The sequence below is a fragment of the Brevibacterium album DSM 18261 genome, assembly GCF_000426445.1.
Classification (GTDB): Bacteria; Actinomycetota; Actinomycetes; order Actinomycetales; family Brevibacteriaceae; genus Brevibacterium; species Brevibacterium album.
Map to the genome: position 1 here is coordinate 622,728 of NZ_AUFJ01000009.1, position 16,022 is coordinate 638,749.

Below are 16,022 nucleotides of genomic sequence, written 5' to 3' on the forward strand. Positions count from 1 at the left end.
GGACGCACCGCATCGAAAGGGCCTCCTACGACGATGACCACCACTCCGCAGCACTCCCCCACCGCTGACGCAGACCGCGAAGCAGACAAGCAGGTGAAGGAGACCGTCGAGTTCGCCGCCGCGAACCCGGACGTCGAGCAGCCCTATGCCGAGCTCGGCCTCAAGCACGACGAGTACCTGCGCATCCGCGAGGTGCTGGGCCGCCGCCCCACCTCGGCGGAGCTCGCCATGTACTCCGTCATGTGGTCCGAGCACTGCTCGTACAAGTCCTCCAAGGTGCACCTGCGGAAGTTCGGCGAGAACGTCACGGACGAGATGAAGCAGAACCTCCTCGTGGGCATCGGGGAGAACGCCGGCGTCGTGGACATCGGCGACGGCTGGGCGGTGACCTTCAAGGTCGAGAGCCACAACCACCCCAGCTATGTGGAGCCCTACCAGGGCGCGGCCACCGGCGTGGGCGGCATCGTGCGCGACATCATCTCGATGGGCGCCCGTCCCGTCGCCGTCATGGACCAGCTGCGCTTCGGCGCGATCGAGGAGCCGGACACCGCGCGCGTGGTCCACGGCGTGGTCTCCGGCATCGCCGGCTACGGCAACAGCCTGGGCCTGCCCAATGTGGGCGGCGAGACGGTCTTCGACGCCGTCTACCAGGGCAACCCGCTCGTCAACGCCCTCGCCGTGGGCGTCATGAAGCACGAGGACATCCGCCTGGCCAACGCCTCGGGCGCGGGCAACAAGGTCGTCCTGTTCGGCGCGCGGACCGGCGGCGACGGGATCGGCGGCGCCTCGATCCTCGCCTCGGAGTCCTTCGACGACGCCAAACCATCCAAGCGCCCCTCCGTCCAGGTGGGCGACCCCTTCGCGGAGAAGGTCCTCATCGAGTGCTGCCTGGAGCTGTTCGGCGCGGGCACCGTCGAGGGCATCCAGGACCTCGGGGCGGCGGGCATCAGCTGCGCCACCTCGGAGCTCGCCTCGAACGGCGACGGCGGCATGCACATCGCACTCGACGACGTGCTGCTGCGCGATCCCACGCTGACTCCCGAGGAGATCCTCATGTCGGAGTCGCAGGAGCGCATGATGGCCGTCGTCCGGCCGGAGAAGCTGGACGAGTTCCTGGCCATCGTGAACAGGTGGGAGGTCGAGACGAGCGTGCTGGGCGAGGTGACGGACACCGGCCGCCTCGTCATCGAATGGCACGGCGATGTGATCGTCGACGTGCCGCCCCGCTCCGTGGCCCATGACGGCCCCGTCTACGAACGGCCCATGGAGCGCGCCTCCTGGACGGACGCCACGCAGGCGGACACCGTCGAGGCCGCCGGGCTCGCCACGCCGCAGACGGCGGAGGAGCTGCGGCAGACGGTGCTCGACCTCGCCGCCTCGCCCAACCTCAGCTCGAAGAAGTGGATCACGCAGCAGTACGACCGCTACGTGCAGGGCAACACCGCCCTGGCCTTCCCCGACGACGCGGGCGTCATCCGCGTGGACGAGGAGACCGGTCGCGGCATCGCCCTGGCCACGGACGCCAACGGCCGCTACTGCTACCTCGACCCCGCGCAGGGTGCCAAGCTCGCACTCGCCGAGTCCTACCGCAATGTCGCCACGAGCGGCGCGCGCCCCCTCGCCGTCACCGACTGCCTCAACTTCGGCTCCCCCGAGGACCCGGAGATCATGTGGCAGTTCGCGCAGACGGTGGAAGGACTGTCCGAGGCGTGTGTGGACTTCGGGGTGCCGGTGACCGGCGGCAACGTCTCGATGTACAACCAGACCGGCGGCACCGCCATCCATCCCACCCCCGTCGTGGGCGTCATGGGCGTGTTCGACGACGTCACCAGGGCCACTCCCTCGGGCTGGCGCGAGGCGGGGCAGACGATCTACCTCCTGGGCACCACCGAGGCGGAGCTTGACGGCTCCGCGTGGGCCGGCACGGTGCACGGCCACCTGGGCGGCGTGCCGCCGCAGTACCGGCCCGAGGCGGAGAAGGAGCTCGCGGACATCCTCATCAACGCCTCCCGCGACGGCATGATCGACGCCGCGCACGATCTCTCCGAGGGCGGCCTCTCCCAGGCGCTCGTCGAGGGCTCGCTCCGCTGGGGAACGGGTGCGCGGATCTGGCTCACGGAGCTCCTGGAGCGCGACGGCATCGACGCGTTCACCGCGCTGTTCTCGGAGTCCACCGCGCGGGCGATCGTCGCGGTCCCCCGCAGCGAGGAGGTGCGCTTCTCCGACATGTGCACCGCGCGCGGCTTCCCGTTCGTGCGCATCGGCATGACGGACGCCGGCGAGGACGGGGCGCAGCTGGAGATCGTGGACCAGTTCGCGATCGGCCTCGACGAGCTGCGCGAGGCGCACGAAGGCACGATGCCCGCTCGCTTCGGCGGGGAATCGCTCGTGGACCGGGCGGCGGCCGAGGGCTGACCTGAGGCCTCGGCGCGGGCCTGTTCTGCACGCCGGCCCCTTCGGCTCTGCCGGAGGGGCCGGCTCTGTACGTACGGCGCACCCCGCCCCCTACGGCGCCCCGCCCCTCAGCGCCGCCGTGCCGCCCGCGCGAGCAGCTCCACGCCCGAGCCCACGAGCATCGCGCACGAGAACCAGATGGGTCCCGCGGCACCCAGCGGGGCGGCGAGCAGGCCCGCACCGGCGGGGAAGGCCACCTGTCCCAGCCGGTTGCCCATGAGCCTCGTCGCCAGCGCCGTGCCGCGCCACGATGCGGGCACGGCCTGCGTGACGAGCGACATCGAAAGCGGCTGCCCCAGGCCCAGGAAGAACCCGCCCAGCAGCATGAGCACCGCAGCCGCCCACAGGTGGTCCATGAGCAGCGGGGGAAGCGCGAGAGCGACACCGGCACCCAGAGCCGAGGCCGTCACGAGTGTGTTCCTGCTGAACCGGCGGGCCAGCGGCTCGAGCAGGACGCGCGAAGCGATCGAGGCGAGGCTGCGGGCGGCCAGCAGCAGGCCGATCGTCGCCGGCGCCACGCCCGCATGCTCTCCCACGAGGGGCAGATAGGCGGTGAGCAGATCGATCATCACGAGCAGCGCGAGGCTCGCGAAGATCTGCGAGCGCACCCCGGGCACACGCAGAACCGCTCGCGCGCTCGGCCGGCCCGGCGAGGCTGCGGTCTCCGCCGAGGCCGCATCGGCCTCAGGATCCGTCTCGGCCTCGGCCGCTTCCCCACCGTTCACAGCCCCGGGGGCCTCTGCTCCGCCCCCGCCTCGGGCCCTGCGCGACCGCACGGCAGCAGCAGCCGCGAGCAGCACCACCGCCAGCGCGGCAGACCCCGCCCCCATCCACAGTGCCAGCGCGATCTGCTCCGCGTGTGCGTGACCGCCCAGGACCGCCCCGGCCAGCAGGGGGCCGATGAGCTGCCCCACGGAGAACGCGGCGGTGAAGTAGCCGAAGCCCCGATCGAGGTGCTCCGGCGGGACGAAGCGGGCGATCGAGGTCTGTCCCGCGATGGTGAACAGCAGGTGCCCGAGCCCCAGGAGCACGCTGCCGATGAAGACGAGGGCGACGCTGGCGGTGCCCGCCATCAGCGCTCCGCCCGCCGCCAGCAGCAGCGCTCCCAGCGCCATGATGTGCCGGAGTCGGAGAGTGCGGTCGGCGAGCCTGCCCAGCGGCAGCGCGATGACGAGCGGCAGCAGCGCGTAGGCGGCGGTGACGAAGCCGATGAGCACGGGATCGGCGCCGAGGTCCAGCAGCTTGTAGGAGGTGACCGGCCGGAAGAGATTCAGTCCCGTCTGGGTGAGGACGGCCGCGAGAACCAGCGTCCAGAGTCCGGCCTTCGCCTCTCTCACCTGCTGCTCACCGCGTCTCCCCCGATCTCTCCGCCGGCTCGCTGCGAACCGTCGTCCCGAACGATGCTAGTCCCCTGCGCCCCCTGCGTGCGTCAGCCAGGTGCGCGCAGGCGGGCGCAACGATGGTCAGACACGGCGGCAGGCGGGCACGGCTGCAGGCACGCGCCCCCGGCGTTGCGCGCACCCGCCGGCGGGCCCCTTAGGATGGGTCCGAGATCGTCATCGGCGGATCGCGGCTCCCGCGGTCCGCCGATGCACTGCCGCCCGGGATCGCGTGTGCTGCCGGGGAGACTGCCAAGGAGTGAAGATGCGTCTGAGCGTGATCGGCTGCGGATACCTGGGAGCCGTGCACGCAGCGGCGATGGCCTCGATCGGCCACGAGGTGGTCGGGATCGACGTCGACGCGGAGAAGGTCGGCGCGCTCTCCCGCGGTGAGGCGCCGTTCTTCGAGCCCGGCCTGCAGGACATCCTCACCGAGGGCGTGGCCTCGGGACGCCTGAGCTTCACCACGGACATGTCCGAGGCCGCGGGCGCCGCAGTCCATTTCATCGGCGTGGGCACACCACAGCAGGCGGACGGCTACGCCGCAGACCTCACCTATGTCCGTGCCGCCGTCGCGGCGCTGGTCCCGCATCTGCGCCCCGGAGACGTCGTCGCCGGGAAGTCCACCGTCCCCGTCGGGACGGCGGCCGAGCTCTCCGAGCAGATCACGCCCACCGGTGCCGTCCTGGTCTGGAACCCGGAGTTCCTCCGCGAGGGATGGGCTGTGAAGGACACCGTCGATCCGGACCGCCTCGTCGTCGGGGTCCCGGCGGGCGGGGCCGGGGAGGCGGCCGCGCAGACCCTGCGCGAGGTCTTCCACCCGGCAGTGGCCAAGGGCACGCCCTTCATCGTCACGGACTACGCGACGGCTGAGCTCGTCAAGGTCTCAGCCAACGCCTTCCTCGCCACCAAGATCTCGTTCATCAACGCGATGGCGGAGATCGCCGAGGCGACGGGCGCGGATGTCACCCAGCTCGCCGATGCGATCGGCCACGACGAACGGATCGGACGGAAGTTCCTGGGTGCCGGGATCGGATTCGGGGGCGGCTGCCTGCCCAAGGACATCCGCGCGTTCTCCGCACGTGCGGAGGAGCTGGGACGTCGGGAGTCGGTGAACTTCCTCCGCGAGGTCGATGCGATCAACCTCCGTCGCCGCGACCGGGCCGCGCAGCTGGTGGTGGACGCCCTCGACGACCGGCCCCACGGCAGAAGGGTCGCCGTGCTGGGAGCGGCATTCAAGCCGCACAGCGATGACGTCCGGGATTCGCCGGCCCTCGATGTGGCAGTGCGGCTGCACGGACTCGGCGCGGATGTCGTGGTGACCGACCCTCAGGCCATCGGCAACGCGCGGAAGGTGCACCCCCACCTCACCTACTCCGCGGACCTCGACGATGCGCTCCGTGACGCCGAGGCCGTGCTCATCGTCACGGAATGGGACGAATACCGCCGCCACCTCACGCCCGAGCACGCGGCCTCGCTCGCCCGCGGCAGGACCGTCATCGACGCACGCAACTGCCTGGACCCCGCACGCTGGCGGGCCGCGGGGTGGAGCTACCGGGGAATGGGAAGGCCGTGAGGGGGAGGAGCCTCCTCACGAGGGGGTGAGCTGCGCGCGCTCCGTTCCTGCTGCCGGAGACCGTCGCGCACTGCGGCGGAGCCTGCCTGACGGACCAATGCGACACGCGCAGGAACCCGCGGTTAGCATAGGACGGATCGCCCCGCCCGAACGCCCTGAAGGAGACCGCCCGCGTGGAGCTCACGGACTACTGGAAGATAGTGCGCGCCCATTGGGCTGCCATGCTCGCGATCACTCTCGCCGGTGCCGTGCTGGGTCTGGGCTGGGCGCTCCTGCAGCCCAAGGAGTACACGGCGGATGCCAGCGGCATCGTCTCGGCCGGCGTGAGCAGCGACCTCGGAACCGCGATGGCAGGTGAGAACTACGCGAAGTCGCGCGTGGTGTCCTATCTCGATCTGGCGGAATCGCGCGCTGTGGCCGAGGACGCGGCGCAGACGCTGGGGCTCACCGAAGCCCCGGAGGCTCTCATCGGGCGCGTCACCGTCACCAACCCGGCCGATACCGCGACGCTGCGGGTCTCGGCGATGGCGAACTCCCCGGAGAGCGCCCGCGATCTCGCCGAGGCCTGGGTGGGGGCCATCGGCACCCAGGTGGCCGAGGTGGAGAACGCGAATGCGACCGGCGGCGAGCAGTCGATCGTCACCTTCCAGTCCCTGGACGCGGCCAAGCTTCCCACGGCGCCTTCCTCGCCCAACACCAAGCTCGCCATCGGCATCGGCGGAATCGCGGGCCTCGCCGCAGCGGTCGCCTACGCCCTGCTCCGGAACATCTTCGACCGGCGCGTCCGCTCCACCGCAGAGGTCGAGCGCGAGACGGGGCAGGCCGTGATCGGCACGATTCCCGCCTACACCGGCTTCACCCCGGACAAGCGCATGATCTCCAGCACCGGCGGCAATGATCGGGATGCGCGGAACGGCGACGAGTATGCCGTCGCCGAGGCGCTGCGCGAGCTCCGCACCAATCTGCAGTTCATGAATATCGACAACCCGCCGCGTTCCATCGTCGTCACGAGTGCGATGCCCGGTGAGGGGAAGTCGACGGTGACGGCGAACCTCGCGGCGACCATCGCCGCCTCGGGCCGCCGTGTGGTCGTCATCGACGGCGACCTGCGCCGTCCCATGGTCGCCCAGACCTTCGGCCTGCTCCCCGGGATCGGCCTCACCGACGTCCTCATCGGCGAGGCGCAGCTGGCCGATGTCATGCAGCCCTGGGGAGACACCGGCAATCTGTTCGTCCTCGGCGCGGGCAAGGTCCCGCCCAACCCCAGCGAACTGCTCGGCTCGAACTCCCTGCACGAGCTCATCGCGGAGCTCGCGGCGCATGCGGTGGTCCTCATCGACGCCCCTCCCCTGCTGCCGGTCACGGATGCGGCCATCCTCACCGCGCGCACCGATGGCGCACTCGTCGTCACCCGGGCGAAGAAGACCACGTACGACGCGCTCAATGCCGCCCTGCACAACCTCGAACGGGTGAAGGGGCACGCGCTCGGCATCATCATCAACGGCGTGCCCAGCAAGGGCAGCGCCGCGGACGGCTACGGCTACCAGTACCGGGCGTACTACGGCAAGCAGCAGACGCAGGAGGAGGCGGCCTCGGCACCTCGCCACGCGGCTGAGAGCGCGCCTCTGAGCCGCCGCGCCAGGCGGGCCGCAGGATGACCGGCGAGAGGCGCAGGCGCGCTCACAGGACCGCGCCGCCGCTGGGCATCCTCACGGTCTGCACGGGAAACATCTGCCGGTCTCCCCTGGCCGAACAGCTGCTCCGGCAGAGGCTCGCCGGGGACTTCCGCTACGAACTGGCCAGCGCGGGTCTCAACGCGGTCGTGGGCGCCCCCATGGACCCGATGGCCGCGGAGCAGCTGCGGGTGTACGGCGGAGACCCCCACGGGCTTGTGGGCGAACAGCTCGACGGGGTGCGCGTCGACGCCTCCGATCTCCTTCTCACCATGACCCGGGGCCAGCGGGACCACCTCATCCGGCGCTATCCTCGTGCCGCTCAGCGCACCTTCACGCTTGCGGAGTTCGCAGCGCTCGCTCCCGCAGCCGTGCAGGCGGCCGGGCGCGCCTCCGCCGGCGGCGCTCGTCCCGAGCGCCCCGAGGCCCAAGGCGTGGTCGAGGCGGCCGCACGCAATCGCTTCTCCGCCCAGCTCACCGATGCCGATGATGTCGAGGACCCGATCAACGCCTCGCCCGAGGTGCATGCCAGGGTCGCCTCGCAGATCGCAGGTCTGGTGGAGGCTATCTCCACGGACCTGCGTGCTCTGCCGGCATCCGCCTGAACCGCGCGGGTCCGGCATAGGCGTGCCGAAGCGGGGGGCACCGGCCTGGCTGAGGTCCCGCGCGTGCTTCAGGCGCCTTCCGGGGGTGACTCGGCAAGGTATGCCGTGAGCGCATCGGTCGCCGTGCGCGGAGTGAAACCCGTGCGCTCGAGCTTCGTCAGGGCCAGCATGCTGTTCGCAGGGCGCGGGGCCGCACTCCTCCCGGCGAAGTACTCCTCCGCCGTCGCGCCGACGACACGTGCGGGATCGTGCCCGGTCAGTTCGAAGACCTGGCGTGCGATCTGCGCCCACGAGGTCCGAGGCCCCTCACAGCTCACGTTGTAGGTGCCGTACTCGGCGCCTGCGCCGAGGAGGTGCGCGACTGCGGCGGCGAGATCGTCGGCGAACGTGAGGCGGCCGTGCTGATCGTCGACCACCGTCGGGTCGATGCCGCGCTGAGCCAGGGCGGCCATCGTGCGCACGAAGTTCGCCCCGTCCCCGACGACCCAGCTCGTCCGCAGGATGTAATGGCGTTCAGCCAGCGCAGCAGCGAGGTCACCGGCCGCCTTGCTCTGCCCGTAGACGCTCAGCGGACTCAGGGGCGCGTCCTCCGTGTACGGCTCGGCGGACTCACCGTCGAAGACGTAGTCACTGGAGATGTGCACGAGCGTGAATCCGTGATGCTGTGCACGTCGCGCGAGCTCAGCCGGGCCGCCTGCGTTGACGCGCCAGGCCGCGGCCCTCCCCTCGGGCGTCTCGGCGGCATCGACCTGCGTGTAGGCCGCCGCATTGACCACCGCGCTGTACGCGTACCAGTTCACGGCTTCCAGGCTCCGCGGGTCAGCGATGTCCACGCGCGCTCTGTCAGCGAATTCCGCATCCGGCAGCGCCTTCCTCAGCGCACGCCCCAGCTGCCCGTTCGCGCCGAGCACGAGCACCGGCCGCGCCCGCATGGGCCTCACCCCGCTCAGCTGCGGATGCGCACGATCCCTGTCGGAGACCACCGCCTGGTCCAACGGGATGGGCCACGGGATCGCAGCGGACTCATCCGCGAGGTTGAGGAAGGTGTACTCCGCCTGCGCCGCAGCAGTCCAGTGGTCATTCACGAGGTAGACATAGGCGGTGTCACCCTCCAGCGCCTGGAAGGCGTTGCCGACGCCCCGGGGAACGTAGACGGCAGTGTCAGGGCCGAGTTCCATGTGGAACACCGTCCCGAAGCTCGGGCCCTCTCGCAGGTCCACCCAGGCGCCGAAGATCCGGCCTGTTGCGACCGAAACGTATTTGTCCCACGGCTCCGCATGGATGCCGCGAGTCGTGCCGGGGTCGGCGTTGAAGGAGATGTTGTTCTGCACCGGCCGGAAGTCCGGTAGGCCCAGCGCCACCATCTTCTCCCGCTGCCAGTTCTCCTTGAACCATCCGCGGGCGTCACCGTGGAGGGGCAGATCCACGACCAGGAGACCCGGGATGGGGGTGCGGCGCACGGCAAGTCGATCGGCACCCGTGCTCACTGCCCCTGCCTCCGGTAGTCCGCCTCGGTCTGTGCCTTCTGCGGCCGCCACCAGCCCTCGTTCTCCCGGTACCAGGCGATCGTCGCCTCCAGGCCCGCGTCGAAGTCACGGTATGCAGGTTCCCAGCCCAGCTCGCTTCTCAGCCTGCTCGAGTCGATCGCGTACCGCAGGTCGTGGCCGGGCCGGTCCGTCACATGGTCGAAATCGTCCTCGTCGCACCCCATGCTCAGGAGGATGCGCCGCAGCACCTCCCGGTTGCTGAGCTCTCCGTCAGCGCCGATGAGATAGGTCTCTCCGATGCGGCCGCGCTCGAGCACAGCCAGCACCGCGGAGGAGTGGTCGTCTGCGTGGATCCAGTCGCGCACGTTCTCCCCCGTGCCGTAGAGCTTGGCGCGCATGCCGTCCAGAACGTTGGTGATCTGGCGCGGGATGAACTTCTCGACGTGCTGTCGGGGGCCGTAGTTGTTGGAGCAGTTCGAGATCGTGGCGCGGATGCCGAAGGAGCGCGCCCAGGCACGGACCAGCAGGTCGGAGGCGCCCTTCGTCGAGGAGTACGGGGAGGAGGGGTTGTAGGGAGTCGTCTCGGTGAAGCGCGCCGGATCGTCGAGTTCGAGGTCGCCGTACACCTCGTCCGTGGAGATGTGATGGTAGCGGGCGTCGTGCCGGCGCACGGCTTCGAGGAGGGTGTATGTGCCGATCACATTGGTGTCGAGGAAGGGCCTGGGGTCGCGCAGCGAGTTGTCGTTGTGGGACTCCGCCGCATAGTGGATGACCGCGTCCGCATCCGCGACCAGCCCGTCCACGAGCTCGCCGTCGCAGACGTCGCCCTGGACGAACGTCACGCGGTCCTCCGGAAGACCTGCGAGCGAGGCCCGGCTGCCCGCATAGGTGAGCTTGTCGAGCACCGTCACGTGCGCCCCCGTATGCTCGACCGTATAGTGGACGAAGTTGGAGCCGATGAAGCCGGCTCCTCCCGTCACAAGAAACCTGGCCACCGTGCCGCCTTCCCCGCCTCTCATCGCGCTCGCTTCCAGAACGCGCCGGAACAGTGTCGATGGTACCGGTTCCGACGGGCCTGTCGTGCACCGCCCTTCCGGGTATGGCATAGGCTTGCCCGCGTGAAGGGACTCGTACTCGCAGGCGGCTCGGGCACTCGGCTGTGGCCGATCACGAAGGGCATCTCCAAACAGCTGATGCCCGTCTACGACAAGCCCATGGTCTACTACCCCCTGTCGACGCTCATGCTGGCAGGCATCCGAGAGGTCATGTTCATCACCACCCCGGAGCACCGGGCACAGTTCCAGAACCTGCTCGGCAGCGGGGAGCGTCTGGGCATGCGTCTGGAATACAGCGTCCAGGAGGAGCCCAACGGACTCGCCGAGGCCTTCGTCATCGGCGAGAGCTTCATCGCCGGCGAGAAGTCGGCTCTCGTGCTGGGCGACAACATCTTCCACGGCACCGGTCTGGGGTCCAGTCTGGGCAGACACCGGGATGTGGACGGGGCCGTGATCTTCGCCTACCAGGTCTCGAATCCGGAGGCGTACGGAGTGGTCGAGTTCGACGGAGACATGCAGGCGATCTCGATCGAGGAGAAGCCGAGGTCACCGCGGAGCAGCTACGCGGTTCCCGGGCTGTACTTCTACGACGAGGAAGTCGTGGAGGTGGCCAAGGACGTGAAGCCCAGTGCCCGTGGGGAGCTCGAGATCTCGACGGTGAACGAGCACTACCTGCGGGCAGGACGGCTCCGCGTCGATCCGCTGCCCAGGGGCACGGCCTGGCTGGACACCGGTACGGTGGATTCGATGATGCAGGCGTCCGAGTACGTCCGGGTGATCGAGGAGCGCCAGGGGTTCAAGATCGGCTGCGTCGAGGAGATCGCATGGCGCAACGGCTGGATCTCCGATCGGGAGCTCAGCGCCCTCGCCGCCCCGCTCCGCAAGAGCGGATACGGTGCGTACCTCGAACGCCTGCTGGCGGCCTGAACGGGCGGGAGCATCATGGCCCAATGGATCGCCGTCTCCTACGGCGCACTGGACGTCTCGGAACGATCCGACTTCCCCGGCACCGAATTGCTGGTCACGCCCACGGTCCCCGGCGTTCCGCTCGCTCTGCCTGCCGGGGGTGCTGAGCTCTGGCGAAGGCTCGTCGAGGGGCCCCTGGACAGCGCAGAGCTGGACGACGACGAGCGCACGATCGTCGAGGAGATGCGCGAGAGCGGTCTCGCTTCCACCGATCTCCAGCACCCCGCCAGACAGACGTCGATCCCAGCGCCCTGGCTCTCCTCGCCCCTGCACGAGCTCGTGTATGGGCTGGTCGCGAGCCTCGCCCAGCACGCGGACATCCCACTGGTCTTCGTCAAGGGCCCTGTCCTCCATGCGCAGGGGCTGCGCAGTCGCGAGCATTCGGCGGATGTCGACGCCTGGGTGGCACCGGACAGACTCGCCGGGCTGGCCGATGCCCTGAAACCCTGGGGATGGGGGCTGATGGCCGATGTCTGGGAGCACTCGGCCATCAACCACTCCGTCACACTGGTGCCTCAGGCCGGGTGGGGGTGCGAGATCGATCTCCACCGCCGCCTCCCAGGGCTCGCGCTGTCGGACCAGGATGCCTTCGCCGCAGTGCGCGCACGCAGCGAGCCCGTCGAGTTCGCCGGTGTGGGCGCCAGGGCGCCTGAGCGCACCGCCAATGCGGTGCTCTCCGCCCTCCACATCATACGACCCGCGATCGGCAAGGTCGTCTCCTCCACTGCCGTCCCCACCGCAGCCGAGGTGCTGCGGACTGCCGGAGCCGAGGCGGTCTCCGCCTCCGCTGCGCTCGATGCGACCATTGCGCTGGAGGAGGCCCTCACCTCCGCGTTCCCGCACGCTCGCATCGACGTCTCCGCGGCAGGACGTCCCCGCGACTGGTATCCGCGCACCCGCCCCAACAAGGCGCTCGCGTACTGGGCGACGCTGCAGGAGATGCCCCTCCGAGAACGCCCGAGCATCGCCTTCCGGCTCATCTGGCCGTCCGCAGATGTGGCGCTGGCGTCATCGGAGAACCTCGGAGTGCCCGAGACGTCGGTCGCACGCGCACGCCTGAGGAGGCTCTGGCGCGGGGTGCGCGAGATCGGCCGCACCGCGCTGGGCCGTGCCCCCGCGCCTCCCACGGACGTGGAGCGGTGAGCCCTCCCCGATATGATGGCCGGACCCGGACACACCTCTGCCGCTACGAGATGAGGCCACTGTGACGACACTCCTGATCGTCCTGTGCGGTGCCGCAGTTTTCAGCATGATCTTCGCCTCGCGGCCCCACTTCGTCATCCTCGCGGCTTTCGCCCTCTTCGCGCTGGTCCCGTCCATCGCCGTAGGCACGGTCGTCCCGCTCCCCGTCCATCCGGGGCTGTTCATGATCGCGGCCGGTGCCGCGGTGCAGTTCCTGCGCTCCCCCCGGCGCTTCCTGCAGGTGCTGAACTCCAGACCCCTGCTGGCCTGCCTGGTGCTGCTGCTGTCCGCGCTCATGCTCTTCATCCGCTGGTCCACGGGGTACGGGATGTCCCTGGGCGGGGTGCTCAGCATCGCGATCGGCCCCTTCCTCCTCTATGTGCTCACGCTGCTCTCCTTCTCCGGTGCGCCGGGCCCACTGCGGACCCTGCTGCGCGGATTCGCCGTCCTGACACTGATCGTCATCGGCGTCGCAGGCGCGCAGTACTTCACCGGCGACGTCTACGTCTGGGAATCCGCCTACCAGCAGCAGTGGTGGTGGGGCTCCAGACAGGAGATCACGCAGCCGGTGGCCACCTTCGGCCACTGGATCCCGATGGCGGTGTTCCTCGCCGTGATCCTTCCGCTCACCACGCTGCTGAAGAGCCGTCTGCTCTGGATCTTCATGATCGTGCTCAGTCTCGCCACGGTGCTCGCCAGTGCGTCACGCGCAGGTCTCATCCTGCTCGTCATCGCCTCAGTGTTCGTCGCCGGCAGAGAGATGCGCGCGAACACAGCTCACCGGAACATGGCTCTCCTCATACTCTCCCTGCCCCTGGGCGCTCTGGTCGTCTCTCTGGTGCGAAGCGAACTGTCGGAGACGCTGTCGAGCAAGGTCGAGGACGACGGCGTCTCCACCGAACTCCGCCTCCAGGCCATCGACTGGTTCTTCTCGCATATGGGCGACTTCGCCGTCTCCCCCTATCCGGTGAGCGATCTCCTCGCCGCAGGCATCCTCGGCTCCAGCCTGGAGAACGGGTTCTTCATCTTCGCAACCGGCTATTCGGTTCTCACCGCTTCTGTACTGGCGATGGTGTGCATCACCCTCGTCGTCAGCGTGGTGTCCTCGAGGGGGACCCACCGTTTCACCGCTGCGGTGGTCATCCTCCTCTTCCTGGCTTCCACGGTCTTCTCCGGCTCCTTCGCATCGGGTTCCGCTTTCGAGTACATGCTCGCGTGGATGGCGGCAGCCCTGGGAACGGTCGAGTTCCCCGGGTCGGAGCAGAAGCCGCGCACGGAGGCCGCGGACACCCCGGCCGTCCCGGACGCCTCCTGCGAAGCAGCGCCCACGGGCTCGCCAATCAGCGCAGCACCGCCGTCCCCTGCATCCGGAGAAGCAGGGCGTCGAGTGCCGGAAGAGTACGGTCGTCAGTGAAGGTCCGCGCACGTTCGAGCCCACCGGCCCTCACCCGGCGGATCTCCTCCGGGCTCCGTGCCAGCCGCAGCAGCACCGCGGCTAAGGCCTCCGGGCTGCCGGATTCGAACAGGAAGCCGCTGTGTCCGGATTCGATGATCTCCGTCGCCCCACCCTGATCGGAGGCGACAGTGACCAGGCCGCTCGCCATCCCCTGGACATTGACCTGCCCGAACGGTTCGGGAGTCACCGAGGGGCAGACGAGCACCTCATGCTCCGCGAGCAACGGCCGCACATTCTCCACGTGTCCGAGGAAGCGGATCGGGGTCCTGAGGTCAGCCGCACGGTCCCTCAGCGAAGCACCATACTCGGGTTCGCCGAAATGATCCCCACCGGCGATGGTCACCTCGAACGCCTCGGCGACGCTCTCGGCCTCCAGGATTCGGATCGCTTCTATGAGCACGTGAATCCCCTTCCAGGGACTCAAGCGGCTGAGAGAGAGCACGGAAAGTCGCCCGCCTTCGTTCAGCGCCGCGTCATTCACAGCCGCAGCCTGCTCGATTCCCGAAATCGGGTAGGCGATCGCCGCGGGACGGCTCTGCGCGACGGAGCCAGGCAGGGTGTTCGCCGTCCACTGACTGTTCGCGATGAACTCCGCAAAGCGGGTGTACCCCTTCCTCTCCATGAACCCGGCACGCAGACGGCTGAGACCTGCCGGGACCGCCTCCTGTCGCAGGTAGTCCACGAGGTGGTGGTCTCGCGGAGCGGCTATGCCCAAGCTCAGTGCCGCATTGAGGCTGTTGGCGATGACGGCGGACCGCGGACGGGCACGCAGGAAGCGCCGCAGCTGCTGCAGGAGCACGAGGCGGCGCCCGGGACCGGCCGGGGCCTTCAGGACCGTCGTGCTCACACCCGCAGCGATTGCGGCATCGGCGAGATAGCCGTCCTCGAAGACGAGGAGCTCGATCTCACACCGTCGACCATGCCACTCCAGGTAGCGCGCTATAGAGAGCTGGCCCCCGCCCGTGGCGCTTGAATGATCCACGATCAGCACTGGCGGGGCGGACGCCTCCTGTGCCAAGCGTGGGGAGAGAATCCCCCCTCCGCGGTCTCCCCCGCTCATGCTCTCCTGCCTTCTGCCGCGGTGAGCAGAGCCTTCTCATAGACACCATGGGTGATCTCCGCCGTGGTCCGCCAGGAGTACTGCTGCAACAGCTTCCTGGCATTGAGCCGCAGGCGGCTCGAGAGCTCCTCGGAGTCCATGACCTCGGAGACGGCCGCGGCTATCGCAGGCACCGACCGGGGATCGAAATAGTGTGCGGCGTCCTGATAGACCTCCGGCAGACATGTCGCATCCGCAGCGGCTACGGGCAACCCGTAGTTCATGGCTTCCAGACCGGGCAGACCGAAGCCTTCGCTCAGTGAGGGGAAGACGTAGACCGCCGCATTCCCGTAGAGCCAGTCCCTCTCCGCGTCGCTGATGAAGCCGGTGAACTCCACTGCCTCGTCACCGCGCTCCTCGGATCTCTCCTTGAGCCGGAGACCCGCGGAGTCCAGCCGCCCCACAAGCACCAGACCGATATCGCGTCCCTGCCGACGCAGCAGCTGGTGCGCCTGGATCAGACGATCGATGTTCTTGTAGTCGAAGAAGTTCCCCACGTACAGCGCGTACTCCTCGAACGGAAGCGCGCGGACCTCCGGCGCGACGGTTTCGATCTCTGCGGCGAGAGGAGTGACGGTGAACCTGTCTGCGGGAAGCCTCGCGTACCGCTGCGCATCCTCCGCGGAGTACCGGCTCGGCGTGATGACATGCGTGGCGGTCCGCAGAGCGATCCAGAACGCGGCCCTCGCCACCAGCTGCTTCGCCCTGAAGATCAGCGGATTCTTGGAGGTGTCGACCGCTCGGAGCAGGGTGAGATCGTGAAACGTGGTGACCTTGGCTCCGCGGTAGAGGATGGGCTGCTGCTGCATGCAGAAGTGCACCAGATCGAAACGTCGACTCCTGAGATGGCGCCAGAACGCCCACTGCTCAGCGAAGCTGAAATCAGGGTATTCCGCCGCCTCGACCGAGAAGTTGGGAGCATGAGGCTCCCACTTTCCGAGATCCTCCTCACGAAGGAGCACGGTGTACTCGTTGTGCCTGTCGATCTCCTGCAGATGCTTCAGCAGCATCCGCGCATATGTGCCTGTCGACTTCGAGAGGATGCGCGCATCGATCGCAATCCTCGCAGGTGCCGAAGAACGTCCCACTG

The 16,022-nt window shown here is 69.0% G+C and carries 12 protein-coding genes; 7 read left to right on the top strand and 5 right to left on the bottom strand.

Translation table 11 applies throughout. The features are described 5' to 3' along the window. The first annotated feature begins 33 nt into the window (after positions 1-33). Positions 34-2,415, top strand: coding sequence for a phosphoribosylformylglycinamidine synthase subunit PurL (gene purL, locus K318_RS18955; protein WP_051297382.1), 2,382 nt, complete (start codon positions 34-36; stop codon positions 2,413-2,415). 107 nt (positions 2,416-2,522) lie between these two features. Here the strand turns inward: purL and K318_RS0102915 are convergent, their stop codons facing one another. Further along, positions 2,523-3,791 carry an MFS transporter gene (locus K318_RS0102915; RefSeq protein ID WP_035280214.1) on the bottom strand — a complete coding sequence of 423 codons (1,269 nt, stop codon included), beginning with the start codon at positions 3,789-3,791 and terminating at the stop codon, positions 2,523-2,525. Positions 3,792-4,098: 307 nt separating this feature from the next. On the opposite strand from K318_RS0102915, the gene K318_RS0102920 reads away from it, so the two are divergent. The 3 genes from K318_RS0102920 to K318_RS0102930 all read left to right on the top strand — a co-directional run bounded on the left by K318_RS0102920 (position 4,099) and on the right by K318_RS0102930 (position 7,687). Next, the gene (locus K318_RS0102920; protein ID WP_029088364.1) at positions 4,099-5,409 is read left to right on the top strand and encodes a UDP-glucose dehydrogenase family protein; all 1,311 of its coding nucleotides are present in this window, start codon (positions 4,099-4,101) and stop codon (positions 5,407-5,409) included. Positions 5,410-5,582: 173 nt separating this feature from the next. Then, a complete protein-coding gene (locus K318_RS18960) occupies positions 5,583-7,067 on the top strand; it encodes a tyrosine-protein kinase domain-containing protein (protein ID WP_051297384.1) in 1,485 nt (494 codons plus the stop codon). Beyond that, on the top strand, positions 7,064-7,687 hold the full coding sequence (locus tag K318_RS0102930) for an arsenate reductase/protein-tyrosine-phosphatase family protein (protein ID WP_051297386.1): 624 nt from the start codon (positions 7,064-7,066) through the stop codon (positions 7,685-7,687). The genes K318_RS18960 and K318_RS0102930 overlap by 4 nt, the downstream gene beginning before the upstream one ends. Positions 7,688-7,755: 68 nt before the next feature. Here K318_RS0102930 and rfbD read toward each other — a convergent pair whose 3' ends face one another. Both rfbD and rfbB read right to left on the bottom strand, forming a co-directional pair. Continuing rightward, positions 7,756-9,174 carry a dTDP-4-dehydrorhamnose reductase gene (gene rfbD / locus K318_RS0102935; protein WP_029088366.1) on the bottom strand — a complete coding sequence of 473 codons (1,419 nt, stop codon included), beginning with the start codon at positions 9,172-9,174 and terminating at the stop codon, positions 7,756-7,758. Further along, the gene (gene rfbB / locus K318_RS0102940) at positions 9,171-10,169 is read right to left on the bottom strand and encodes a dTDP-glucose 4,6-dehydratase (RefSeq protein WP_029088367.1); all 999 of its coding nucleotides are present in this window, start codon (positions 10,167-10,169) and stop codon (positions 9,171-9,173) included. Before rfbB ends, rfbD begins: the two co-directional genes overlap by 4 nt. Before the next feature lie 123 nt (positions 10,170-10,292). On the opposite strand from rfbB, the gene rfbA reads away from it, so the two are divergent. From rfbA to K318_RS0102955, 3 genes are all read left to right on the top strand, one after another. Then, positions 10,293-11,156, top strand: coding sequence for a glucose-1-phosphate thymidylyltransferase RfbA (rfbA, locus tag K318_RS0102945; protein ID WP_029088368.1), 864 nt, complete (start codon positions 10,293-10,295; stop codon positions 11,154-11,156). Between the two features lie 15 nt (positions 11,157-11,171). Continuing rightward, entirely contained in the window at positions 11,172-12,338 is a 1,167-nt protein-coding gene (locus K318_RS23380; RefSeq protein WP_029088369.1) for a nucleotidyltransferase family protein, read from the top strand. 61 nt (positions 12,339-12,399) lie between these two features. Next, positions 12,400-13,791, top strand: a complete 1,392-nt coding sequence (locus K318_RS0102955; protein ID WP_029088370.1) for a hypothetical protein — start codon at positions 12,400-12,402, stop codon at positions 13,789-13,791. Here the strand turns inward: K318_RS0102955 and K318_RS0102960 are convergent. Both K318_RS0102960 and K318_RS0102965 read right to left on the bottom strand, forming a co-directional pair. Continuing rightward, positions 13,718-14,515: a glycosyltransferase family 4 protein gene (locus K318_RS0102960; protein WP_169721437.1), complete on the bottom strand. Its 798-nt coding sequence runs from the start codon at positions 14,513-14,515 to the stop codon at positions 13,718-13,720. The genes K318_RS0102955 and K318_RS0102960 overlap by 74 nt on opposite strands. Before the next feature lie 374 nt (positions 14,516-14,889). Then, on the bottom strand, positions 14,890-16,020 hold the full coding sequence (locus K318_RS0102965) for a glycosyltransferase family 4 protein (protein ID WP_029088372.1): 1,131 nt from the start codon (positions 16,018-16,020) through the stop codon (positions 14,890-14,892). Between the last annotated feature and the right edge of the window lie 2 nt (positions 16,021-16,022).